Source organism: Nocardiopsis sp. NPDC058631, assembly GCF_042716955.1.
In the GTDB taxonomy this organism is placed as follows: domain Bacteria; phylum Actinomycetota; class Actinomycetes; order Streptosporangiales; family Streptosporangiaceae; genus Nocardiopsis.
Genome location: NZ_JBHXQY010000103.1, coordinates 1 through 23349 on the forward strand (window position 1 = coordinate 1; position 23349 = coordinate 23349).

A 23349-nucleotide genomic window follows, 5' to 3' on the forward strand; every position below is an offset into this window, starting at 1 on the left:
CACCCCCCTTCGTGTACACGACCATCCGGGTCAGAGGCCCTCACTTCACACCGGAAACGTTTCTGGTCAGCACATGAGGGGTTCCACCCCGTGGGAGCCGCCGTCGGGGGACGGATCCGTGGCGCACACGGGGAGGGTGCCGTGCGGTGCTACTCGTCGCCGCCGTAGGTGTTGTACTCGTTGGCGCGTTCCTGGCCCGACATCGCGTGGATGGCGTCCATGACCTGGTCGGCGATCACCCGGCGGGCCTTGCCCGGCGCGAGGTGGTCGTAGCCGGTGGAGAAGTCCAGGGGTTCGCCGAAGCGGACGGTGAAGGGGCGCGGGCGCGGCATGGACGTCCCGATCGGCTGTACGTCCTGAGTGCCCGACAGCGCCACCGGGACGATCGGCGCCTTGGACTCCATCGCCAGGTGCGCCACGCCGGTCCGCCCCCGGTACAGGCGTCCGTCGCGGGAACGGGTGCCCTCGGGGTAGACCACGCACGCCTCGCCCCTGCGCAGCCGGTCCAGCATCAGTTCCAGGGACATCATGGCGCCGCGCGCGTCGGAGCGCTCCACCGGCACCGCACCCAGCGAGGTGAACACGGTCCTGGTGAAACGCCCCTTGACGCCGGTGCCCTCGAAGTAGGAGGACTTGGCCAGGAAACGCACCGGGCGCTGGGTCACCGACAGCGGGATGATGATGCTGTCCACGAACGACAGGTGGTTGCTGGCGAGCAGGACCGCACCGGTGTCGGGGACGTTCTCACGACCCTCGATGGTCGGGCGGCACAGGGTACGGGCAAGTCCCGATGCCGTCTGCCGCAACGCACCGTAGAGCACGTGGTCTCCCTCACGAAATTGGTCGGATGCCGCATCCAATGTAAGGGCGACCGGTCGGTAACAACCGCACCGGGTTATGGGAGTGCTTCAGGTCACCGTTCTGGGGGGCGGCGCCCGCCCTGCCCGTGAGCACGGGCCGCCTGTCCTGCGGGCCCCGGCGGAGGAACGGGGTCAGCCGACGCGCCGCCACTCGGCGTTGGCACCGCACACGACGAGGCAGGGGCGCTCTCCGGGAACCCGCCCGGCGAGCCAGGCGGCGAAGGGCACCGCCGCCGCCGGTTCGGTGGCGATCCGGAACTCCTGCCACAAGCGGTCCTGCGCCTCGACGATCTCGGCGTCGTCGACCAGGGCGGGGGTCACCGGGTTGGCGCGCAGCACCTCGAACGGCACCCGGCCCAGGGTGGAGGCCCCCAGGGCGGAGGACGCCACGGAGTCCACGGGGGTCTCCACGGGGTGGCCCGCGGCCAGAGCCGCGTGCAGGCTCCGGCAGCCCTCGGGCTCCACGCCCACGACCTCGCGCCCGCCCGCGCCCAGGCGGACCCCGGCGGCCAGACCGCCGCCGCCGACCGCGACCGCGATCGTGTCGCACTCGGGGGCGTCGGTGGCGATCTCCAGCCCGATCGTGCCCTGGCCGGCGACGACCAGGGCGTCGTCGAAGGCGTGGAGGTAGCGCACGTCCTCCGCCTCCGCGCGGGCCCTGGCGGCCTCCGCGGCCTCGGCGTAGTGGTCTCCGAACCGGATGATCTCGGCACCGGTGGCGGCCAGCGGCGCCGCCTTGGCCTCGGGGATCGTCTCGGGGACGTACACCGTGGCGTGCAGGCCCAGCAGACGGGCGGCGGTGGCCACGCCGAGCCCGTGGTTGCCCCCCGAGGCGGTGATGACCCGCTCGGTCGGCTCGCCGCCGAGGAGGGCGTTGAGGGCCCCGCGCAGCTTGAACGCCCCCGTGCGCTGGAGGTGCTCCAGCTTCAGGGTCAGCGGCCGACCGTCCACCTCGGTGTGCATCACCGGGGTGCGTCTGGCGTAGGGCGCGATGCGTTCGGCTGCCGCACGGACGTCGGTGGCCGTGGGAGTGAGCGCTGCTTGCGCGGTCGTGGGGCTCATGGTCCCACTCTGCCGCTACTCACGATTAACTTAAAGTTGGGCCTGCTAAAGATCAGTAAGCAGAACTTTGTGTCACTTTCTGTTTGAAAGGGGGCATCGTGCTGGACGCCAACCGGTTGCGCGTGCTCGTGGAGATCGCGCACGCGGGATCCATCGCCGCCGCGGCCGAACGCCTGTCGTTCACCCCGCCCGCCCTGTCCCAGCAGCTCACCAAGCTCGAACGCGAGGTCGGCTGCGCCCTGGTCGAGCGCGGACGCACGGGGGCCACCCTCACCGAGGCGGGGCTGGTGCTGCTCGCGCACGGCGAACGCGTCCTGGGCGAGCTGCGCGACGCCGAGACCGCCGTCCGCGCGTTCGCGGGCGTGGCCCCCGACCGCCTGTCCCTGGGGGCCTTCGCCAGCGCGGGCAAGGTCCTGCTGCCCGCCACCCTCGCCGCGTTCGGTCACGAGCACCCGCACGTGCGGCTGTCCCTGTCCGATATCGAGCCGCCCGGCGGGTACGGCCTGGTCACCTCGGGTGAGCTGGACCTGCTCGTCACGCACCGCTACCCGGGCGTGCCCCTGCCCAGGGCCGGCGGGCTGCACCGCGAACGCGTCCTCGTGGACCCGCTGCTGGTGGTCGCGCCCACCGGGCACCCCCTCGGCGACCGGGACCTCGGGCTGGCGGACCTGGCCGACGAGGAGTGGATCTGCGGGGCGCCGGGCATCCACAACCGGGTCAGCCTGGACACCGCCGCCGCGGCGGCGGGGGTCCGGCTGACCGTGGCCTACGAGACCCGCGACTACGAGGTCGCCCTGGCGCTCATCGAGGCCGGGGTCGGTGTGGCGCTCGTCCCGAGCAGCATCCTCGGCGCGGCCGGGCCGGGTCACCGGGTGAGCCGCCCGCTGCGCGACGCGCGCCTGGCCAGGGAGATCTACGCCGTGCACAGGCGCCGGCCGGCCGACCCCGTCCACGCCATGGTCCAGATCCTGCGGGAGGTCGCGGCCACCGCCCCTGGGGCTGCCCCGGACCCTCGCTGAGACGGTCCGGTCCGTGTGCCGGGCAGGCGCGCCGCGGGCCGGTCGGAGCCCGGCGCCGGACGCGACGAAGTCACAGCGGAGGGGCCCCGGGCGGCAGCGGGGCGTTCCACCGGTACCGCAGTGCGAGGAGCCGCACGGTGAAGCACACCAGGGCGCCGACGATCGCCACCCAGCCCGTACCGAACCCGAGCACGTTCGCGACCACCACGAACGCGGCACCGAGCATCGCCGGGATGGCGTACAGGTGGGAGTTGGCGCTGAGTACGGTCGGCACGCGGTTGAGCAGCACGTCGCGGACGGTCCCGCCGCCGACACCGGTGATCGCGCCCAGCAGGACCGCCTGGAGGGGGCCGAACCCCAGCTCCTGCGCCTTGGTCGCGCCGATCACCGCGAACAGGCTCAGCCCGGCCGCGTCGAACAGCAGGATCGGTTTGGACAGGTGCGTCAACTGCCGGCTGAGGAAGAAGGCCGCGGTGCCGCCGACCAGGGCGGTCGTGATGTAGCGCCAGTCCTGGAAGGTCGCCGGGGTCACCCCGAGCAGCACGTCGCGGATGATGCCGCCGCCGATGGCCGTCACCAGGCCCAGGGACAGGACGCCGACGATGTCGACCCGTGCGGTGCGGATGGCTGTCAGCGCCCCGTCGATGGCGAACGCCAGGATGCCGACGAGGTCGAGGACGAGGAGCAGGTTCTGCGTGGACATGCGTGTGCGCCGGGGCGGCGGTTCCTTCCGGGTCGGACCGGGTGCCGACCCGCCATTCCATCATGCCCGGGCGCTGGCACCGCACGTTCGGGGAGTGACTCGCCGCACGGGGCGGGCGGCCCACCGGGCCGCCCGCCCCGGGGAGCCCGAAGCCGCCCGCCCCGTGCGGTCAGGCCGGGGGCCGGTCCGTCCGCGCGCGCCGCAGGGCAACCGCGTACACGGCAGCTCCAGCCAGGGCGACGGCGGCGGCCAGGCCTCCCGCCTCCGCCAGCGTCAGGGCGTCGGGCCGCAGCAGCGGCTGGCCGCGTAGCGCCTGGTGCATGAGCAGTGCGACCAGGCCGGCGTAGCCCGCCGCGGCCACGACCACCAGCGCCGTGCGGAGGCCCTCCTGCCGCAGCGCCGGTACCCGCCGGGAGGCCGCTGCCAGACCGAGTGCCAGCAGCGGCACGGCCTGCATCCCGTGCAGTCCGACGAAGTGCGGGACGCGCAGGTCACCGCTCTTCGCGTTCCAGGAGGTCACCGGGATGGCCTCACCGCCGTCCGGCGCTCCGACACTGTGCGCGCCCACCGTCTCCAGCTCGACGCCGGCCTCCTCGGCGCGGACCTGGTCGGGTGTGGGCCGGGTCATGAGCGGTCCGACCGCCATCCCCGCGACGCACAGCAGGACGCCCAGGCGGATGGCCCACGACAGGGGCCGGTCGACCCGCTTCTGAACCACGAGCAGGATGCCGATGGCGAGGGTTCCGAGGAGCAGCACGATCGAGCCGTTGCCCATGACCTGCTGGAGTTGGGCGTCGAACTCGGTCGCGACGTTGAAGTGGCTGCGCGTTCCGCGCCAGGCCTGGAGAAGGAACACGGCCATCTCGGCCAGGCAGGCGGCGGCGACGGCGGTGCCCAGGACCCAGAGGGTGCGGCGCCAGCGCGGAAACAGGCTGAACATCCAGGCCAGGGTGAGGCAGTACAGGCCGAACGAGACGGCGAACTTGAACGGTTTGAGCCAGAGGGGCTCTCCGAGGAGGGTGCGGTCGTCGACGACCATGCCGACGCACGTCGCGACGGCGAGCAGACCGCTCAGGGCGGCGAAGTACACGAGCGGACGGTGCCACCGGCGGAGCGGCTGCGCGGGGGAGCGCTCCTTCGGGGGGTCGGACGGAGACTTCGGGGGGTCGGACGGAGAGGGAAGGGGAACGACGGTGGTCATGGGGCGCTTTCCGTGTGGGGTCGGGTGCCAGGACAAGTCTTCAGACCCCCGGCCGGGCGGAGAATCGTGCGTGCAGGTGTCCTGTCCGGTGCCGACTCCCCTGTTTTTGGGAGACAACATCCCCTGCGGGGTGGTGCCCGCACCACGTCGTCCGCGCAGCACCACCGCCGCCAGTACCGCGGACGTCAGTGACAGGGCCGCCGCCCCCCACGCCGCCGCCTTCAGACCGTCGGTGAACGCGGCCTGGGCGGCGGCCACCAGCGAGCCGCCGGCGTCGGACGACAGGGCGTCGGCCGCCTCCACCGCCCCCGGAAGCGTGGCGGCGGCCTCCGCCGCCTGCTCGCCGGTCGCCTCGGAGGGAACCGCGCCCGCCATCCCGGCTCGGTAGAAGGCCGTGCCCACACTGCCCAGCAGCGCCACGCCCAGATCGCTGGCGGTGCTGTTGACCGCCGACGCCGCGCCCGCCTTCTCCGCGGGGGCGGCACCGAACCCGACGCGCTGGTCACCGAGTTCGTGTCCCGCGTCTGAATCACAGGGCCACCGGGTCGGGCACGCTCCGCCGGGGGCCGGGACGCCGTCCTGAGTCGATCCTGAGTCCGTCCGAAGCACGCTCGTGCACGGTGTCCCCATGAACGACGACACCGTGACGGACAGCCCGGACACCTCGGTGACCGAGCACGTCCGCAGACACCCGGCCACCGACGGCGAGGGGTACCGGCGGCAGTGGCGGAGGACGACCGGCCAGGTGCCCGTCCACCACCACTACGGGCGGACCATCCACCTCCCCCCTCCGAGCATGGTCCTGGAGAGGACCGAGGAGCGGTCATGAGTGTCCGGCAGCGCGGCAGGGTCCACACCCTCGCCGACATCCGCGAGGACTTCGACGCCATCGTCGGGTCCGTCAACTACGCCACCATGGTCACCGTCGACGGCCGGGGCCGTCCGCGCTCCCGCGTCCTCATCCCCGTCTGGGAGACCGACGGGGAGAACCCGACCGGTTGGCCCGGCACCCACAGGACACCGGTCAAGGACGCGCACATCGCGGGCAACCCCCACGTGACCTTCTCCTACTGGAGCCCCGCGCAGAACACCGTGTCGGTGGACGCGACGGCCGCGTGGACCGACGACCCCGGGAAGCGGAAACACGTGTGGGACCTGTACCGGTACGGCAGCCCGCCCGGCGCCGGCTACGACCCCGCGGGCTTCTGGAAGGGGCCCGACGACCCCCGGTTCCAGACGCTGCGGATCGAACCGTGGCGGGTCCAGGTCCTGCGCGGCCAGGACCTGGTGTCCGGGGTCCCGGCGCGGATCTGGCGGCGCGAACCCGGGGATCAGCCGCGTGTCGGCCCTTCCCCCGGACCCCGGCCAGGGGACACCATCGTGGTTGACCCACCGGGCTGCGGGCGGAAAGAGGCACATGGAACACCTGGACGCGATCATCATCGGTATGGGACCGGGCGGCGAGACCGTCACGAGCCGTCTGCTCGACGCGGGCAGGCGGGTCGCCGTCATCGAGCGCGAACTCGTCGGGGGCGAGTGCGCCTACTACGCCTGCGTCCCCACCAAGGTGCTGTTGCGGCCCCCGGAGGCGCGCGAGGAGGCCGCCGGCGCGGCGGGCCTCTCCCGGCCCGACCTGGACTGGCCCCGCCTGCGCGACTACCGCGACCAGATGATCCGTCACCTGGACGACTCCAAGCAGGTCCAGGGGTACCAGGACCAGGGCGCGTCGGTGTTCAAGGGGGAGGCGCGCGTCATCGGCCGCGACCCGTGGAGGGTGGCGGTGGGCGACACCGAGCTCACAGCCGACCACGTGGTCGTCGCCACCGGCTCGGCGCCGGTGCGTCCGCCCATCGACGGACTCGACTCCCTGGACGCCTCCAGGGTGTGGACCAACCGGGAGGCCACCACACTCACCGACATCCCCCGCAGCGCCCTCGTGGTCGGCGGCAGCGCCGTGGGTGTCGAACTGGGGCAGTTCCTGTCGCGGATGGGCGCCGCCGTGACGATCGTCCAGCGCGGACCCCGGCTCGTGGACCGCGAGGAACCGCGGCTGTGCGATCTGATCAGCGACCAGTTCGCCCGCGAGGGCGTCTCCGTGCGCCTGGGCACGCAGGTCGCCTCGGTGACCGGGGACGGCGACGGCGTGATCGCCACCCTGGACGACGGCGGCCGCGTGCGCGCCGACGTGGTGGTGCTCGCCACCGGGCGCCGCCCCCGGACCGACGCCCTCGGGTTGGAGGAGCTCGGCGTGGAGACGGAGCGCACCGGCCTGCCGGTGGACGGGCACTGCCGGGTGGAACCGGGCCTGTGGGCCATCGGCGACGTGACCGGCGTGTCGCTGTTCACCCACGTGGCCAAGTACCAGGGACGCGTCGTCGCCGACAACATCCTGGGCACCGAGCGCACCGCCGACTACACGGCGGTTCCGCGCGTGATCTTCTCCCAGCCCGAGATCGCCGGTGTGGGGCTGACCGCGAAGCAGGCCGAGGAGCAGGGGATCGACACGGCCACATCCGAGACCGACCTGCCCGCGTCCCTGGCACGGCCCTGGACCTACGCGACCGACCCGCGGGGCACGCTGGGGCTGGTCGCCGACCGGGGCCGCGGGGTCCTGGTGGGGGCGTGGGCGTTCGGGCCGCTGGCCTCGGAGTGGATCCACACCGCCGCGCTGGCGATCCGCGCGGAACTGCCGGTGGCGACCCTGCTCGACTCGATCCCGCAGTTCCCGACCTTCAACGAGGCCTACCTGATCGCCCTGGAGAAGTTGGACATGTAGCGGGACCGGGGCCTCAGCCGGAGGAGGCCAGGGTGGCCTCCTCCTCGGCCTCCACGGTGCGGTTCCACTCGGCCTTGGAGGCCTGCCAGCCGTCCTCGTCGCGCCCCAGGCGCCAGTAGCCGGAGACGGACAGCTGTTCCTTGGGCAGTCCGTACTCCACGCGCAGGAGGCGGCGCAGGTCGCGGACGAACCCGGCCTCGCCGTGCACGAACGCGTGCCCGGTGCCGCCGGGGAGGCCGAGGGCGCGCACGGCGGGGACCAGAAGGGAGCCGACGGGCCTGTCGCCGCGGTGCAGCCAGTGCACGCTGACGTCGCCGTGGGCGTCGAGCCTCTGCTCCTCCTCGGCTCCCGGGACCTCGACGAACACGTGGGCGGCGCGGCCCGGCGGAAGCTGCTCCACGGCGGCGGCGATGGCGGGCAGCGCGCTCTCGTCCCCGGCCAGCAGGTGCCAGTCGGCGTCGGGCGCGGGGGAGTAGCCGCCGCCCGGCCCGAGGAGGCACAACCGGTCGCCGGGCCTGGCGCCCGCCGCCCAGACACCCGCCAGACCGGTACCGCCGTGGTGGACGAAGTCGATGGTCATGCGGCGGGAGGCGGGGTCCCAGGCCCGCACGGTGTAGGTGCGGGTGACCGGCCACTCCTCACGGGGGCGCTCGGCGCGGATCCGGTCCACGTCCAGGGGCTCCGGGTCGCCCGGGGCGGGCGGCGGGAACAGGAGCTTGACGTAGCTGTCGGTGTGGCCGTCGGTCTCGAACGCGGCAAGCCCCTCACCTCCGAACACGACCCGGACCATGTGCGGCGTGAGCTGCTCGACAGCCTCCACCCGCCCCGTGTGCACGGTTCTCTTCGGCCGTTCCTGCCGCTCTGCCATGGCGTCCCCGTTCTCGCGTCGTAGGTTAGGCAAGCCTCACCGCATCACACGGTAGGGCACCCTCCGTTACCAGGGCAAACCGCCCCGAAATGCCGACGTGCGCAGCTCCGTGACACGAGACGGCCGGCTGTGGCGCACAGGAGGACGAGGGGCGGGGCCCGGCCGCGTGTGCGGGCCGGTGTGCCCGGCGCCCGGGGGCCGGGGCCGGGCCACGCCCCCTACGCCGCGTCGGTGCGGTCCCGGCCGCGGTCCGCGCCCCTGGTTCTGTCCACGCCGACCCGGGTGAACGCCCCGTGCAGGGCGTGGTCCCCGTCCGTGACACCCGCGCGCAGGGCCGCCAACCAGGCCGCCCCACCCACCGTGCACCCGGCCGGGACGATCTCCGACCCGGCGGTGCCCAGCGTCAGCTTGCGGGTGAGCGCCGAGCACACCGGTTCCGAATGCGAGAGCACACCGCCCGCCAGCACCACGGGCAGCCGCTCACCCGGGTTGCGTACCTGGTGCACCGAGTGCGCGAGGTGTCCGGCGGCGGCGTCCACGATCACCTCGGCCGCCGGGTCGCCCAGCACGTGCGCCTCGCTGACCAGAGGTGCGAGCGCCGCGAGCATGATCGGAGGCGCGGCCGACAGGGTCCGGGCGAAACCCCTGGCGTGCTCCTGGGGCAGCAGGGGGTCCTCCCCGTCCACCGGGCGCAGACCGGGGGCGACCCGCTCGGCCACCGCCCGGGCCAGCGGACCGAGCTCCCCGCCCCGGGCCAGCTGCCGTGCCGTCTCCTTGGCCGCCTGGTGCCCCATCCAGAACGCCGAGCCCTCGTCGCCGAGCAGCCACCCCATGCCGTCCGCCGACCGTGTCCGCTTGCGGTCGTCGATCCTGGCGGCGATGGCCCCGGTCCCGGCGATCAGCACCGTACCGTGCGAGGACGGGGTCCCCGAGGCGAAGGCCACCTCGTCGTCCCCGGTGAAGAACCCTCTCCCTGCGGCCAGCCCGGCCTCGGACAGGGCGCGGTCCATCCGCGCGCGCACGGACGCGTCGCGGAGCGCGGAGACGCCGGCGAGGCCGACCACCCCGGCCGCCACCGCGTCGCGCGCACCCGGACCGGCCCGGTCCAGGGCGGCGGCGACCGCCTCGGCGAGCCGGTCCGCGGCCCTGTCCACGCCGTGCGCATTGGGATTGGCCCCGTCGGACCGGGCCTGGCCCAACCGCTCACCGGACAGCGTGGCGACCAGCGCACGGGTGCTCGTGCCGCCCGCGTCCACCCCCACCACGAGTCTGCGCCGGTCGTCGTGGGCCGGCTGGTCGGATGGGGTCGTGAGGGGAGAGGTCGTACGTTTCACACGATAGAACTGCCCCTCGGAGCGGCGCGTTACTCCTCGGTTCCGGGCCTGTGGACACCGTGCGCGGGCGGTGCGGTGCCGACGGCCCGCACGCGGCCGCCCCACCCGGGGGCCCGCCGCCGAGCAGCGGCCCCGGGCGGCCGGGAGCGGAAAGGCCGGGGGCGGGTTCGGTGCCCGCCGAATCGCCGCGACCGACACGCGCGAAAACCAGTGGCGTCGCGCCAGGGGCTGCTGAGAGGGTCGGCTCATGGCAAGCGCGCACCACCACGGTTCCCCCGACGGAGACGACCCGGCGTGGACCGTCCGGGACAGTACGCGGAAGGAGTACCCCGCGTTCGCGGCGGTCTTCGCGGAGGCCATCGGCATGCCCGTCGAGCTGCTCCTCGACGGGGAGCGGGACTTCCCCAGCGCGGAGTACGACCGCTCCCTGGTCGCACTGGACGGCGAGCGGATCGTCGGCACCACCACGGCGTACTCGCTGACCCTCACCGTGCCGGGCGGCCCCCGCCGGGCGGCGGGGATCACCGATGTGGGCGTGTGGCCCACGCATCGCCGTCGCGGTGTGCTCAGCGCGCTGATGCGCCGCCAGCTCGCCGACCTCCGGGCCCGGGGCGAGAAACTCGCGGTCCTCTGGTCCTCGGAGGGCGGCATCTACGGCCGTTTCGGGTACGGCCCGGCCATCCGGCAGTTTCACGCGACCGTCCCGCGGGCCCACGCGGTGCTGAGGCCCGACGCCCCCCGCGACCCGGCCCTCACCGTGGAGCTCACCGACCCCGGTGCCGTCCGCGAGGAGATCGAGGAACTGCACCGGAGGACGGCACCCCTGCGCAACGGCCAGATCCTCAGGAAGCCCGGTTGGTGGGGGCGGCTGCTCCACGACGCGGAACGGGACCGCCGCGGAGCCGGACCGCTGCGCGCCGCCCTCGTGCGCGGCCCCGACCGGGCGGAGGGCTACGCCCTCTACCGCGTCCTGCACAAGTGGGAGAACGGCCTTCCCGAGGGGGAGGTCCGGGCCGTGGAGGTCGTCTCGGCCACACCCGCAGCCCGGGTGGCCCTGTACGAGCACGTGTTCTCCCGCGACCTGGCCACCGAGGCGTCCCTGGAGCACCTGGCCGAGGACGACCCCCTCACCGTGCTGCTGGCCAACCCCCGCCACCTGGTCCGCACGGGCTTCGACTCCCTGTGGGTGCGCCTGGTGGACCTTCCCGGCGCCCTGGCCGAACGCTCCTACGCCACGCCCCTGGACACCGTGCTGGAGGTCACCGACCGGTACGCCCCGTGGAACGCCGGCCGCTGGAGGCTCAGGGCGGACGGCGAGGGCGCCCGCGCCGAGGCGACCGACGAGGCTCCCGACCTGGCACTCGACGTGTCCCACCTGGGGGCCGCCCACCTGGGGCGCGGTTCGCTGACCGGTCTCGTGGACGCGGGGCTGGCCACCGAGCACACACCGGGAGCGGCAGCCCGCCTGGACACCGCGATGCATGTGCCCCGCGCGCCCCTGTGCGGCACAAGTTTTTGACCGATCACCACGACACGAGGAACAGGCCCACCAGCATGACAGAGAACCCCGACGCCACCAGACCCGCGTGGACCGTGCGCGGCACCGACCGTGACGAATTCCCTGAGGCGCTCAGGGTCGTCGCCGAGGCCCTCCTCATCGGCGAGGACCTGGACGCGATCGCCGAGCGCATGCGCCCCCTGTTCGACGCCGCGGGGTACGAACGCGTCCTCGTCGCCGTGGACGGGAAGGGGGACGCGGAGGAGGTCGTGGGCTCCACCAACTACTTCTCCTTCGAGATGGCGCTCCCGGGAGGGCCTCGTGCGGTCGCGGGGGTCACGGGTGTGGGCGTGTGGCCCACGCATCGACGCCGGGGTGTGCTCAGCGCCCTGATGCGCCGCCAGCTCGCCGACATCCACGCCTCCGGCGGCAAATACGCGGCCCTGTGGGCCTCGGAGGGCGCCATCTACGGCCGGTTCGGCTACGGCCCCGCCGTGACCGAGGTGGAGACGGCCGTCCAGCGCCAGTACGGCGAGCTGCGCCCGGACGCGCCCCGCGACCCCGCCCTGGTCGTCCGGCTCAGCGATCCGGGCAGGGTCCGCGACGACCTGGCGCGCGTGCACCGCGAGGTGGCAGCGGTCCAGGTGGGCCAGTTCCAGCGCGACGTGCACTGGTGGGACAAGGTCCTGCGCGACGACTCCGACGCCCGGGGCGGCAGGAGCCCGCGACGGGCCGCCCTCGTGAGCGGTCCGGACGGCCCCCTCGGATACGCCCTCTACCGCACCCTGAACAAGAGGGGGGACGACGGGGCCCGGGGCGAGGTACACGTCGAGGAGATCGTCGCGACCGCCCCCGCCGCCTGGACGGCCCTGTACGAGCACCTGTTCAACCGCGACCTGACCAGCAGGATCACCTTCGCCTTCCTGGCCGGGGACAACCCGCTGCACCACCTGCTCGTCGACCGCGACCGCGCCACTCCCACGCTCTTCACGTCCCTGTGGGTGCGGTTGGTGGATGTGGCGGGGGCCCTGGCGGAGCGTTCGTACGCGGCTCCGGTGGAGGCGGTGGTGGAGGTGGCCGACCGCCACGCGCCGTGGAACGCGGGTCGGTGGCGGATCGAGGCGGACCGCGGCGGTGCCCGTGTGGAGCCCACGGCGCAGGCCCCCGACGTGTCCCTGGACGTGTCCCACCTGGGCGCCGCCTACCTGGGGCAGACCTCCCTGACCGGGTACCTGCGCGCGGGGCTGCTCACCGAGCACGTTCCGGGCACGGTGGCCGGGCTGGACGCCGCCCTGCACCGGGCGGACGCCCCGTTCTGCGGCCGTATCTTCTAGAAGGGTGCGCCCCGGGCCATGACGACGAACACTGCATCGGGCCCCGGCCCTGACTCGGAGTGGACGGGGCGCGGTATCGACCGTGCAGAGTGCCCGCAGGTCATCAGGGTCGTGGATGAGGCTCTTGCGCGCCGTGGAACGCGGGTCGGTGGCGGATCGAGGCGGACCGCGGCGCTGAGCGTCCCCCGTGCGCCGCTGGGCGGGGTCGTCTTCTGACCCTCGTGTTCCGCGGAGGGCCGCTTTCTCCGGCGGGGGAGCGGCCCCGCTGTCTCGGCCCCGCCGGATCGCGCGGCCCCCACGTGCGGTTTCCGTACGCGCGGAACACGGATGTGTCTTGACGCACATACTGATCTACTGATTTAGTCAGTATATGAATCGCACCGCGCCGTCGTTGTCAGAGCGCCTCGCCGACGACATCGTCGAGATCATCCGCAGGGATCACCTGGGACCCGGGGACCTCATGGCCTCCTCGCGGGAACTCGCCCAGCGCTTCGAGGTCACCACACCGACCGTCAGGGAGGCGCTGCGCCGCCTGGAGGCCACCGGGGTCGTGGAGTTCCGGCACGGCTCGGGCACCTACGTCGGGCCCGGCTTCGCCCGCACCCTCATGGTCAACCCGCACCTGCCCCGGGGTGCCGGGGACTCCGTCCTCGAACTCGCGGAGGCCAGGCTGGTCATCGAACCCGCCATCGCCGCCACGGCCGCGCGCACCCGCGACGCGGCCCAGCTCGCGCAGCTCGAACGCTCCGCGCAGAACGCCCTCCACCCGCCCAGGTTCGACGCGGGGGAGGCCGTACACTTCCACGTCGCCCTGGCCGCCGCCACCGGGAACGGTCTCCTGCGCGAGGCGGTCGAGGCCCTGCTCCACGTCCGCTCGCGCGAACAGGTCGAGATCCGGCACCGCTACGACGACCGCGAACGCGACCACGCCGAGCACATGGACATCCTCACCGCCGTGCGGGACGGCGACCCCGCCGCGGCAGAACGCCTGACCAGGGAGCACCTCACCTCGATCCGCGACGCCGTGGCGGCGGCCTCCCCGACGGGGGAGGGGCGGTGACCCCGCCGCCCCGGGAGACCCCGCACCGACTCTCCGAGATGACCACCGTCGAGGCCCGGCACGCCGTGGCCGCCAGCCCGGTCGTGATCCTCCCGGCCGGCGCCTTCGAGCAGCACGGCCCCGGCCTTCCCCTGGCGACCGACCTGATCCGGGCCGAGGCCGTCGCCGAACGCGTGGCCGGACGCCTCGGCGGACGGGCGGTCATCGGGCCGTCGATCCCGGTCGGGGTCTCCCCGCACCACCTGGCCTTCGCCGGCACGCTCAGCCTCTCCACGGGCACCTTCCGCGCGCTGGTGCGCGAGTACCTGGACGGCCTCCACCGCCACGGGTGGCGCCGGGTCCTCGTCATCACCGGCCACGGCGGCAACAACGCGGCGCTCACCACCGTGGCCCAGGACCTGCTGGCCGAACTGCCCGACCTGGAGTTCGCCTGGACCCCGCTGACCTCGCTCGCGGCCGACGTGGTGGCCCGAATGCCCACGGGCGAGGTCCACGGCCACAGCGGCGAGGCGGAGACCGCCCAGATGCTGCACCTGGCACCCGGGCTGGTCCACACGGACCGTCTGGCACCCGGCACCACCGCCCTGTCGGAACTCGACGGGCTCGCACGCCTGGCCCGGCGCCCCGGCCACCCCGTGACACAGGTCCGCTACGACCGTCTGAGCCCCAGCGGTGTCCTCGGTGACCCGCGCAGGGCCGGCGCCGCCGACGGGGCCGACATCGTCGAGGCGATCGTCGGGCGCGTCACCGACTACGTCCAGGAGTGGCTGAAGGACTGACCGGCCCGGCCGCACCCCGGCCGTCCGGTACCCCGGGCGACCGCCCCCGCCGCCCCGCTCCCCACCACCGCCCGCACCGGGTCCGCCTCGCGCGGGCCCGGCCGAACCCGACGACCACCGCCCAGCCCTCCCAACACGTGCCGAGGGCCCCTCGGTCATGCCCGGTGCCCGCCCGACGGCGCGCGCCACCCCCTGGACACCGACGGAAGGACGACGTCCATGACCATCCGCACCGGCCGCACCCGCCTCGGGCGCCTCATCCGGATCGCGGCGGCCGCCACCGCGGCCGCCCTGTTCCTGCCCGCCACGGCACAGGCCGCCTCCGCCCCGTCGGCGGTGCCCCCCGCCGGCCCCTCCGGCGCCCCATGGTCGCAGGGATGCGGTACCGCCCCGCCCCAGGAACCGGGGGAGAGCGCCCAGCACGCCCTCACCAGCGGGGGCCTGGAACGCTCCTACCGCCTCCACCTGCCCGACGGATACACCGCCCGCCACGCCTGGCCGGTCGTGCTGGCCTTCCACGGCCGCGGCAACACCGGTGCAGGGACCGAGGAGTTCTCCAAGCTGTCCGAACTCCCCGCCGTCGTCGTCTACCCGGAAGGCGTCGTCGGCACAGGAGAGGGGGACCGGCAGGCCTGGCAGGGCGCCCCCTACTCGGCGCCCGGTGTGGACGACGTGGCCTTCACCCACGACCTGCTCGACGAGGTCGAGTCCGGACTGTGCGTCGACCGCCGCAGGGTCTACGCCACCGGCAAGTCCAACGGCGGAGGCTTCACAGCGGTCCTGGCCTGCGCCGCCTCGGAGCGGATCACCGCCATCGCCCCCGTCGCCGCGGCCCTGTACCCCCACGGCCCGGATTGCGAGGCCACGCGCCCGGTACCGGTCATCGAGTTCCACGGCACCGCCGACGCGACCATCCCCTACACGGGCGACGCGGACCGGGGTCTGCCCGCCCTGGAGGACTGGAGCGCCGAACGGGCGCGGCGCAACGGCTGCCGTCCCGCCGAACGGACCAGCCGGACCGAGCCCGATATCACCGTCCACCGGTGGCTCGGATGCGACGGCGGAGCGCAGGTGCGCCACGTGGCGGTCGAGGGGGGCGGACACACCTGGCCCGGCGCCGACTCCTACAGCGGAGGCGGACGGACCACCCAGACCATCGAGGCCCACGAGGAACTCTGGCGCTTCCTGAGCGGCCACCGGCTGCCCCTCCACCGCTGACCCCTCCGACCAAGGAGTTCCCGATGTCCCGACGTACACCCCCGGGCAAGCAGAGCGGTACGACGCCCCCGGAGCAGCCGCCGCTGCCGCGCATCATCCGCGCCATGGCCGTCATCGAGCGGGTCGGCAACGCCCTGCCCCACCCCTTCTGGCTCTTCTGGATCCTCGCCGCCGTCCTCGCCGTCTCCAGCGCGGTGATGGCCGCGCTGGGCGTCAGCGTCGTCTCACCGGGTGAGGGCGTGACGGTGGAGGTGCGCAGCCTCCTCAGCGGTGAGGGCCTTGCGATGGCCGTCTCCACCATGATCGACAACTTCGCCTCGTTCCCGCCGATGGCCACCATCGTCGCGGTCATCATGGGGGTGGCGGTCGCCGAGCGCAGCGGCTTCCTCGCCGCCCTCATGCGGGTCAGCGTCTCGCGGGTCTCCACCGGCTGGGTGGTCTTCGCGGTGGCGTTCGCCGGAACGGTCTCGCACGTGGCCTCGGCCGCGGCCTACGTCATCCTGGTCCCCCTCGGAGGGCTGGCGTTCCGCGCGGTCGGCCGCTCGCCGATCCTGGGCGTGGTCGTCGCCTACACCGCCATCGCCTCGGGGTACGACGCGAGCCCCGTGCCGACCCCCAACGACGCGATCTTCGCGGGCATCACCACCGCCGCCGCCCAGATCATCGACCCGGACGCGTACGTCTCCCCGCTGAGCAACTGGTTCTTCAACATCGCCTCCTCCCTGGTCCTGGCCGCCGTGATCACGGTGATCACCAAGTTCGTCCTGGAGAAGCGGCCGGACCTGGACCCCGACCCGGACGCCGACCTGGAGGACCTGGGCGCCCTGCGCCTGAGCGGGGACGAGCGGTCCGGCCTGCGCCGGGCGCTCCTCGCCCTGGGGGCGGCACTGGTCGCGCTGATCCTCGTCGTGGCCCCGGAGGGGTCGCCCCTGCGCGGTGCGGACGGCGGGCTCGCCGAGTCCCCGCTGCTCTCCGGGATCGGCGCGGTGGTCGCGCTCCTGTTCGGCCTCGTCGGTATCGTCTACGGCCACCGTGTGGGCACCATCGAGAGGCCGGGTGACGTGCCCGCACTGATGGTCCAGGGGGTCAGGCAGATGGCCCCGGTCCTGGTGCTGTTCTTCGCGATCGCCCAGTTCCTCGCCTACTTCGGCTGGACCCGCATCGGCGACGTGATCGCGGTGCGTGCCGCCGAGGCACTGGAGACGAGCGGGATCCCGATCGTGGTCCTCTTCCTGTTCATCCTCGTGCTCCTCACCCTCATCAACATCATCGTCACCAGCGGTTCGGCCATGTGGGCGATCTGCGCGCCCGTGCTCGTACCGATGCTCATGCTGGTCGAGGTTCCGGCCGAGACCACACAGGCGCTGTTCCGCATCGCCGACTCCGGATCGACGGCGATCACGCCGATGAGCCCGTACTTCGTGATGGCGCTCGGCTTCCTCCAGCGCTACCGCAAGGACGCGGGGATCGGCACCCTGGCCTCCTACACGCTGCCGCTCGCGGTGGGGATGACGGCCGTGTGGACCCTGCTCTTCCTCGCCTGGTGGGCCCTGGGCATCCCGCTCGGGCCCGGAGCGCCCGTCCGCTGAGACCGCGCGGCCCCCGGGGCGGGGACGGTACCCGTGCAGGGGCCCGTCCCCGCCCGTGGGGCCACCGGAGCCCCGGCGAAGCTCCGCGCCACCGGGCCGCATGGATGCCGTTAGGGTTCGCCGCCGGTTCCGCATGGAAGCCGTTAGGACGCACATCAGCGCAGTTCCAGGGGATTTGAATGGGTTTCGGGTCATTGAGGCCCGCGCCCCCGGCCGGGGGCACCACCCTTCACCCCAGGGAGTCGTCCCGTGCTCGATGTTGTCTACGTGCTCAGCGTGCTCGCCGCGTTCGCGCTGGTCGGCGTGGTCGGCTGGGGGGTCGGCAAGCTGTGACCGCCCTCGACCTCCCCGCCGCCGCACTGGCGGTGGCCGCGATCGTCTACCTCGTGTACGCCCTCGTACGTCCGGAGCGGTTCTGATGGCCGCACTCCTGGCGGTCCTGCCCGCCGCCACCACCGCCCTGATCCTCGCCCTGCTGTATCGCCCCCTCGGCGAGTACATGGCGCGGGTCTTCACCTCCCCCGGGGACCTCGCGGCCGAACGCGGCCTCTACAGGCTGATCGGCGTGGACCCCGCCTCCGAGCAGTCGTGGCAGGCGTACCTGCGCGGTGTACTCGCCTTCTCCGCGGTCGGCGTGCTGTTCCTGTACCTGCTCCAACGGCTCCAGGCCCTCCTGCCGTCCTCCCTCGGCCTGCCGCCCGTCCCCGAGGGCCTCGCGTTCAGCACCGCGGCGTCGTTCGTGACGAACACGAACTGGCAGTCGTACTCGCCCGAGCTCACGATGGGCCACCTCGTGCAGTTCTCCGGCCTGGCCGTGCAGAACTTCGTCTCCGCCGCGGTGGGGATCTCCGTCGCCGTGGCCCTGGTCCGGGGGATCGCCCGCCGCCGGTCGGGCACCATCGGCAACTTCTGGGTCGACCTCACCCGCGCGACCCTGCGGATCCTGCTGCCGATCTCGCTGCTCGCCGCCCTGGTCCTGATCGCGGGCGGAGTCGTCCAGAACCTCGGCGGCTTCACACAGGTTGACACCCTCGCCGGGGGGACGCAGACGATCCCCGGCGGCACGGTCGCCTCCCAGGAGGCCGTCAAGCTCCTGGGCACGAACGGCGGCGGCTACTACAACGCCAACTCCGCGCACCCGTTCGAGAACCCCGCGCCCTGGACCAACCTGTTCGAGATCGTGCTCATGCTGATGATCCCGTTCGCCCTTCCCCGCACCTTCGGGCGGATGGTCGGCGACCACCGGCAGGGCTACGCGGTCCTCGCCGCGATGGCGGCGGTCTTCGCGGTCTCCCTCACCGCCATGACCGTTCTGGAGCTGAACGGCGCCGGAACGGCCCCCGAGGCCGCCGGAGCGGCCATGGAGGGCAAGGAGCAGAGGTTCGGAGTCCTGGCCTCCACGCTGTTCGGATCGTCGAGCACCCTGACCTCGACCGGTGCGGTGAACTCGATGTTCGACTCCTACACCGCCCTCGGCGGAATGATGCCGATGATCAACATGATGCTCGGCGAGGTCGCGCCCGGCGGTGTCGGCTCGGGCCTCTACGGCATGCTCGTCCTGGCCGTCCTGGCGGTGTTCGTCGGCGGCCTGCTGGTCGGCCGCACCCCCGAGTACCTCGGCAAGAGGCTCGGGCCGCGAGAGATCAAGCTCGCCGGCCTCTACATCCTCGTCGCTCCGACCCTGGTGCTCGCGGGCACGGCGCTCAGCTTCGCCGTTCCCGCCATCCGCGCCGACGTGGAGGCGACGTCGATCTGGAACCCCGGACTGCACGGCCTGTCCGAGGTCCTGTACGCGTTCACCTCGGCGTCCAACAACAACGGCTCCGCCTTCGCCGGGCTGAACGCGAACACGCCCTGGTTCAACACCGCACTGGGCACGGCCATGCTGCTGGGGCGGTTCGTCCCGATCGTCCTCGTCCTCGCCCTGGCCGGTTCCCTCGCGTCCCAGGAGAGGGTGCCCGTCACCGGAGGCACCCTGCCCACCCACCGGCCGCAGTTCGTCGGCCTACTCATCGGCACCACCGTCCTGGTGACAGCCCTGACCTACTTTCCCGTTCTCGCGCTGGGCCCCCTGGCGGAAGGACTGTGACGACCGTGTCCACCACATCCCGTACACCCACCACCGGGGCACCGCCGAACGCCTCCCCCGAACCCGGACCCGCGCCGCGCCGCCGTGCGTTCGGCCCCGCCCAGGTCGTCGCCGCGCTCCCCGGGGCGCTGCGCAAGCTCGACCCGCGGACCATGCGGCACACCCCCGTCATGTTCGTCGTCGAGGCCGGTGCCGCGCTCACCACGGTCATGGCTGTCGCCGAACCGTTCCTCGGCGGCCCCGAACCCTCCGGTGGTTCGCCGATCCCCGCCGGCTTCACCTGGGCGATCGCCCTCTGGCTGTGGCTGACCGTCGTCTTCGCCAACCTCGCAGAGTCCGTCGCCGAGGGCAGGGGCAGGGCCCAGGCCGACAGCCTGCGCCGGACGCGGACCAGTACCGCGGCGAACCGGGTGGTCGGCTACGACCCCGCGGGCGACCCCTCCGCCGAGTACACCGAGGTCCGGACGGTCTCCTCGGCCGACCTCGGCCCCGGCGACGTCGTGGCCGTCTCGGCGGGCGAGCTCATCCCCGGTGACGGCGACATCGTCCGGGGCATCGCCTCGGTGGACGAGTCGGCGATCACCGGCGAGTCGGCGCCCGTGGTGCGCGAGTCCGGCGGGGACCGCAGCGCCGTGACCGGGGGCACGCGGGTGCTCTCGGACCGGATCGTCGTCCGGATCACGTCCAGGCCGGGCGAGACCTTCGTCGACCGGATGATCGCCCTGGTCGAGGGCGCCGTGCGGCAGAAGACCCCCAACGAGATCGCGCTCGACATCCTCCTGGCGAGCCTGTCGGTCGCCTTCGTGGTCGTCGTGCTCACACTCGGCCCGATCGCCTCCTACGCCGGGGCGCCGGTGAGCGTCCCCGTCCTGGTCGCCCTCCTGGTCTGCCTCGTCCCCACCACCATCGGCGCGCTGCTGTCCGCGATCGGCATCGCGGGCATGGACCGGCTCGTGCAGCACAACGTGCTGGCCATGTCGGGCCGCGCCGTCGAGGCCGCGGGCGACGTGACCACCCTGCTGCTGGACAAGACCGGCACCATCACCCACGGCAACCGCCGGGCGAGCGAGTTCCTGCCGCTCGCCGGCGTGCCCGGGGACGAACTCGTCCGCGAGGCCGCGCTGTCCTCCCTGGCCGACCCCACCCCGGAAGGCGCTTCCATCGTGGAGCTCGCCGCGGCCGAGCACGTGCGGGTGGGGCCCACGGAGCCGGGCGAGGTCGTCCCGTTCACCGCCCGGACCCGGATGAGCGGCATCGACCGGCCGGACGGGACCCGGGTGCGCAAGGGGGCGGGGTCCGCCGTCATCGCGTGGATCGAGGAGGAGGGCCCCCTCGACGGGGCGGTCCGCGCCGAACTCGACACCCTGGTCGAACGCGTCTCCCGGAGCGGGGGGACCCCCCTGGTCGTCGCCGTGCGGACGCCGGGCGCCACCGGCGCGGTCCTGGGCGTGGTCCACCTCAAGGACGTGGTCAAGGAGGGTATCGCCGAACGCTTCGCCGAACTCCGGTCGATGGGCATCCGCACCGTCATGGTCACCGGGGACAACCCCCTCACGGCCAAGGCGATCGCCGCCGAGGCAGGGGTCGACGACTTCCTCGCCGAGGCCGCACCCGAGGACAAGCTCGCCCTCATCCGCAGGGAGCAGGAGGGCGGCAACCTCGTCGCGATGACCGGCGACGGCACCAACGACGCCCCGGCCCTCGCCCAGGCCGACGTCGGCGTGGCCATGAACACCGGCACCTCGGCCGCCAAGGAGGCCGGGAACATGGTGGACCTGGACTCCGACCCCACCAAGCTCATCGACGTGGTCCGGATCGGCAAGCAGCTGCTCATCACCCGCGGCTCCCTGACCACGTTCTCCGTCGCCAACGACATCGCCAAGTACTTCGCGATCATCCCCGCGATGTTCTCCGGGGCCTTCCCCGGCCTGGAGGCGCTGAACGTCATGGGGCTGGGTTCGCCCGCGTCGGCGATCATGTCGGCGGTCGTCTTCAACGCGATCGTCATCGTGGTCCTCATCCCGCTCGCCCTGCGCGGCGTCCGCTACCGGCCCCTGAACGCGTCGCAGCTGCTCAGCCGCAACCTGCTCGTCTACGGCCTCGGCGGAGTACTCGCCCCCTTCCTCGGCATCACACTCATCGACCTCGTCGTCAGCGCCCTCCCGGGCTTCTGACGGCACCGGCAGGAGGCAACCCACCATGAGCTCCACACGAGCCACCGTGCGCCAGTACGGCGTCGCCGTCCGCGCGCTGCTGATCCTCACCCTCGTCCTCGGCCTGGCCTACCCCCTGGCCGTCACCGCTATGGGACAGCTGCTCATGCCGGACCGCGCAGCCGGGTCGCTCCTCAGGGCGGAGGACGGGACCGTCATCGGTTCGTCCCTGATCGGGCAGCCGTTCGCCGACACGAACGGCGAACCGCTCCGGGAGTGGTTCCAGCCCCGGCCGTCCGCGGCCGGGGACGGCCACGACGCGGGGGCCTCCGGAGGCACGAACCTCGGACCGGAGAACCCCGACCTCGTCGCCGCCGTCGAGGAGCGCAGGGCGGCCGTCGCGGAGTTCGAGGGGGTGGACCCCGCCGACGTCCCGGCCGACGCGCTCACCGCGTCGGGCTCGGGACTGGACCCGCACATCAGCCCCGAGTACGCCCTGCTCCAGGTGCCCAGGGTCGCGGAGGCGAGGGGAAGGTCGGAGGTGGAGGCCCAGGACCTGGTCCGGCGTAGTATCGAGCGCCGGGACCTGGGGTTCCTGGGGGAGGAGAGGGTCAACGTCCTGGAGTTGAACCTCGCTGTCGACGGATGGGGAACGCGAACCTCATGAGAAGGGGACGGCTGAGGGTCTTCCTCGGCGCCGCTCCGGGCGTCGGCAAGACCTACACCATGCTTGAGGAGGGCCGGCGCTTGCGCGACGAGGGCGGGGACGTTGTGGCGGCCGTCGTCGAGACGCACGGCCGCTGCGCCACGGCCGCGATGGCCGAGGGCATCGAGGCGGTGCCGCGCGCGAGCGTGTCCCACCGGGGCGTCGGACTGACGGAGATGGACCTGGACGCCGTCCTGGCGCGCCGCCCGGGGACAGCCCTGGTCGACGAGTACGCGCACACCAACGCCCCCGGCTCCCGCCACGAAAAGCGCTGGGAGGACGTGGCGGCGCTGCTCGCGGCCGGGATCGACGTCATCACGACCGTCAACATCCAGCACATCGAGTCCCTCAACGACGTCGTCCAGCAGATCACCGGTGTCCCCCAGCGGGAGACCGTCCCCGACAAGGTGCTGCGCGCCGCCGACCAGATCGAACTGGTCGACCTGGCGCCGCAGGCCCTCCGGGACCGCCTGGCGGCGGGACACGTCTATCCGGCCGAGCGGATCGACGCCGCACTGTCCAACTACTTCCGGCTGGGCAACCTCACCGCGCTGCGCGAACTCGCCCTGCTGTGGCTGGCCGACGAGGTGGACAGCGCACTGAAGGACTACCGGGCCGAGCACCGCATCGACAGCACGTGGGAGGCCCGCGAGCGCGTCGTGGTCGCCCTGACCGGCGGCCCCGAGGGGGAGACCCTGCTCCGAAGGGGCGCGCGCATCGCCGCGCGCTCCTCCGGGGGCGAGCTCCTCGCCGTGCACGTCAGCAGCCAGGAGGGGCTGCGCGAGGGCCGCCCCGAGGCGCTCGCCGCGCAGCGCTCCCTGGCCGAGAAGCTCGGCGGTACCTTCCACCAGGTGGTCGGCGACGGCATCCCCGAGACGCTCGTCGAGTTCGCCCGCGCCGTGAACGCCACCCAGCTGGTCATCGGCATCAGCCGCCGCGGACGCCTCGCCGCCGCCCTGACCGGACCGGGGATCGGCGCCACCGTCATCCGGGAGTCCGGCGGCATCGACGTCCACATCGTCAACCACGCCGCGGCCGGGGGAGGGTCCGCCCTGCCGCGCCCGGGCGGCGCTCTCACGCCCGGGCGCCGCGCCCTGGGG

The 23349-nt window shown here is 73.3% G+C and carries 20 protein-coding genes; 14 read left to right on the top strand and 6 right to left on the bottom strand.

Translation table 11 applies throughout. The features are described 5' to 3' along the window. Positions 1-149 precede the first annotated feature (149 nt). Both ACFWTE_RS25225 and ACFWTE_RS25230 read right to left on the bottom strand, forming a co-directional pair. On the bottom strand, positions 150-821 hold the full coding sequence (locus ACFWTE_RS25225; RefSeq protein WP_378782377.1) for a lysophospholipid acyltransferase family protein: 672 nt from the start codon (positions 819-821) through the stop codon (positions 150-152). A gap of 171 nt (positions 822-992) precedes the next feature. Then, on the bottom strand, positions 993-1922 hold the full coding sequence (locus ACFWTE_RS25230) for a threonine/serine dehydratase (RefSeq protein WP_378782378.1): 930 nt from the start codon (positions 1920-1922) through the stop codon (positions 993-995). A 98-nt stretch (positions 1923-2020) separates the two neighbouring features. On the opposite strand from ACFWTE_RS25230, the gene ACFWTE_RS25235 reads away from it, so the two are divergent. Then, the gene (locus ACFWTE_RS25235) at positions 2021-2941 is read left to right on the top strand and encodes a LysR family transcriptional regulator (protein ID WP_378782379.1); all 921 of its coding nucleotides are present in this window, start codon (positions 2021-2023) and stop codon (positions 2939-2941) included. A 70-nt stretch (positions 2942-3011) separates the two neighbouring features. Here ACFWTE_RS25235 and ACFWTE_RS25240 read toward each other — a convergent pair whose 3' ends face one another. Both ACFWTE_RS25240 and ACFWTE_RS25245 read right to left on the bottom strand, forming a co-directional pair. After that, a complete protein-coding gene (locus ACFWTE_RS25240; protein WP_378782380.1) occupies positions 3012-3644 on the bottom strand; it encodes a trimeric intracellular cation channel family protein in 633 nt (210 codons plus the stop codon). 169 nt (positions 3645-3813) lie between these two features. Next, on the bottom strand, positions 3814-5454 hold the full coding sequence (locus tag ACFWTE_RS25245; RefSeq protein WP_378782381.1) for a hypothetical protein: 1641 nt from the start codon (positions 5452-5454) through the stop codon (positions 3814-3816). Positions 5455-5473: 19 nt separating this feature from the next. Here ACFWTE_RS25245 and ACFWTE_RS25250 point away from each other — a divergent pair, with 19 nt between their 5' ends. Both ACFWTE_RS25250 and ACFWTE_RS25255 read left to right on the top strand, forming a co-directional pair. Further along, positions 5474-5674, top strand: coding sequence for a hypothetical protein (locus ACFWTE_RS25250; protein WP_378782382.1), 201 nt, complete (start codon positions 5474-5476; stop codon positions 5672-5674). Positions 5675-6262: 588 nt separating this feature from the next. Next, a complete protein-coding gene (locus ACFWTE_RS25255; protein WP_378782383.1) occupies positions 6263-7621 on the top strand; it encodes a dihydrolipoyl dehydrogenase family protein in 1359 nt (452 codons plus the stop codon). 13 nt (positions 7622-7634) lie between these two features. On the opposite strand, the gene ACFWTE_RS25260 is transcribed toward ACFWTE_RS25255, so the two are convergent. Then, a complete protein-coding gene (locus ACFWTE_RS25260; protein WP_378782384.1) occupies positions 7635-8489 on the bottom strand; it encodes a siderophore-interacting protein in 855 nt (284 codons plus the stop codon). Positions 8490-8707: 218 nt separating this feature from the next. Further along, complete coding sequence (locus ACFWTE_RS25265; protein WP_378782396.1) at positions 8708-9745, bottom strand: N-acetylglucosamine kinase; 1038 nt, start codon at positions 9743-9745, stop codon at positions 8708-8710. Positions 9746-10070: 325 nt separating this feature from the next. On the opposite strand from ACFWTE_RS25265, the gene ACFWTE_RS25270 reads away from it, so the two are divergent. The 11 genes from ACFWTE_RS25270 to ACFWTE_RS25320 all read left to right on the top strand — a co-directional run. Further along, positions 10071-11342, top strand: coding sequence for a GNAT family N-acetyltransferase (locus ACFWTE_RS25270; protein WP_378782385.1), 1272 nt, complete (start codon positions 10071-10073; stop codon positions 11340-11342). A 35-nt stretch (positions 11343-11377) separates the two neighbouring features. Beyond that, complete coding sequence (locus ACFWTE_RS25275) at positions 11378-12655, top strand: GNAT family N-acetyltransferase (RefSeq protein WP_378782386.1); 1278 nt, start codon at positions 11378-11380, stop codon at positions 12653-12655. Between the two features lie 370 nt (positions 12656-13025). Beyond that, entirely contained in the window at positions 13026-13715 is a 690-nt protein-coding gene (locus tag ACFWTE_RS25280; RefSeq protein WP_378782387.1) for a FadR/GntR family transcriptional regulator, read from the top strand. Beyond that, positions 13712-14494: a creatininase family protein gene (locus ACFWTE_RS25285; RefSeq protein WP_378782388.1), complete on the top strand. Its 783-nt coding sequence runs from the start codon at positions 13712-13714 to the stop codon at positions 14492-14494. Before ACFWTE_RS25280 ends, ACFWTE_RS25285 begins: the two co-directional genes overlap by 4 nt. 219 nt (positions 14495-14713) lie before the next feature. Continuing rightward, positions 14714-15712 (top strand): alpha/beta hydrolase family esterase, encoded by a 999-nt coding sequence (locus ACFWTE_RS25290; protein WP_378782389.1) that lies wholly within the window; start codon positions 14714-14716, stop codon positions 15710-15712. Between the two features lie 23 nt (positions 15713-15735). Further along, the gene (locus tag ACFWTE_RS25295) at positions 15736-17301 is read left to right on the top strand and encodes an AbgT family transporter (RefSeq protein ID WP_378782390.1); all 1566 of its coding nucleotides are present in this window, start codon (positions 15736-15738) and stop codon (positions 17299-17301) included. A gap of 329 nt (positions 17302-17630) precedes the next feature. Then, on the top strand, positions 17631-17720 hold the full coding sequence (gene kdpF / locus ACFWTE_RS25300) for a K(+)-transporting ATPase subunit F (protein WP_378782391.1): 90 nt from the start codon (positions 17631-17633) through the stop codon (positions 17718-17720). Then, positions 17720-19390 (top strand): potassium-transporting ATPase subunit KdpA, encoded by a 1671-nt coding sequence (gene kdpA / locus ACFWTE_RS25305; protein WP_378782392.1) that lies wholly within the window; start codon positions 17720-17722, stop codon positions 19388-19390. The genes kdpF and kdpA overlap by 1 nt, the downstream gene beginning before the upstream one ends. Beyond that, the gene (gene kdpB / locus ACFWTE_RS25310) at positions 19387-21564 is read left to right on the top strand and encodes a potassium-transporting ATPase subunit KdpB (protein ID WP_378782393.1); all 2178 of its coding nucleotides are present in this window, start codon (positions 19387-19389) and stop codon (positions 21562-21564) included. The genes kdpA and kdpB overlap by 4 nt, the downstream gene beginning before the upstream one ends. A 25-nt stretch (positions 21565-21589) precedes the next feature. Beyond that, positions 21590-22210 carry a potassium-transporting ATPase subunit KdpC gene (kdpC, locus tag ACFWTE_RS25315; RefSeq protein WP_378782394.1) on the top strand — a complete coding sequence of 207 codons (621 nt, stop codon included), beginning with the start codon at positions 21590-21592 and terminating at the stop codon, positions 22208-22210. Continuing rightward, the coding region (locus ACFWTE_RS25320) for a universal stress protein (RefSeq protein ID WP_378782395.1) at positions 22207-23349 on the top strand (1143 nt) is incomplete at its 3' end. The genes kdpC and ACFWTE_RS25320, both read left to right, overlap by 4 nt.

Excerpts from the sequence above, each read along its gene's own strand:
- ACFWTE_RS25230 (WP_378782378.1), bottom strand. The coding sequence starts at position 1,922 with ATGAGCCCCACGACCGCGCAAGCAGCGCTCACTCCCACGGCCACCGAC.
- ACFWTE_RS25240 (WP_378782380.1), bottom strand. The coding sequence starts at position 3,644 with ATGTCCACGCAGAACCTGCTCCTCGTCCTCGACCTCGTCGGCATCCTG.
- ACFWTE_RS25250 (WP_378782382.1), top strand. The coding sequence starts at position 5,474 with ATGAACGACGACACCGTGACGGACAGCCCGGACACCTCGGTGACCGAG.
- ACFWTE_RS25255 (WP_378782383.1), top strand. The coding sequence starts at position 6,263 with ATGGAACACCTGGACGCGATCATCATCGGTATGGGACCGGGCGGCGAG.
- ACFWTE_RS25260 (WP_378782384.1), bottom strand. The coding sequence starts at position 8,489 with ATGGCAGAGCGGCAGGAACGGCCGAAGAGAACCGTGCACACGGGGCGG.
- ACFWTE_RS25270 (WP_378782385.1), top strand. The coding sequence starts at position 10,071 with ATGGCAAGCGCGCACCACCACGGTTCCCCCGACGGAGACGACCCGGCG.
- ACFWTE_RS25275 (WP_378782386.1), top strand. The coding sequence starts at position 11,378 with ATGACAGAGAACCCCGACGCCACCAGACCCGCGTGGACCGTGCGCGGC.
- ACFWTE_RS25280 (WP_378782387.1), top strand. The coding sequence starts at position 13,026 with ATGAATCGCACCGCGCCGTCGTTGTCAGAGCGCCTCGCCGACGACATC.
- ACFWTE_RS25290 (WP_378782389.1), top strand. The coding sequence starts at position 14,714 with ATGACCATCCGCACCGGCCGCACCCGCCTCGGGCGCCTCATCCGGATC.
- ACFWTE_RS25295 (WP_378782390.1), top strand. The coding sequence starts at position 15,736 with ATGTCCCGACGTACACCCCCGGGCAAGCAGAGCGGTACGACGCCCCCG.
- kdpA (WP_378782392.1), top strand. The coding sequence starts at position 17,720 with ATGGCCGCACTCCTGGCGGTCCTGCCCGCCGCCACCACCGCCCTGATC.
- kdpC (WP_378782394.1), top strand. The coding sequence starts at position 21,590 with ATGAGCTCCACACGAGCCACCGTGCGCCAGTACGGCGTCGCCGTCCGC.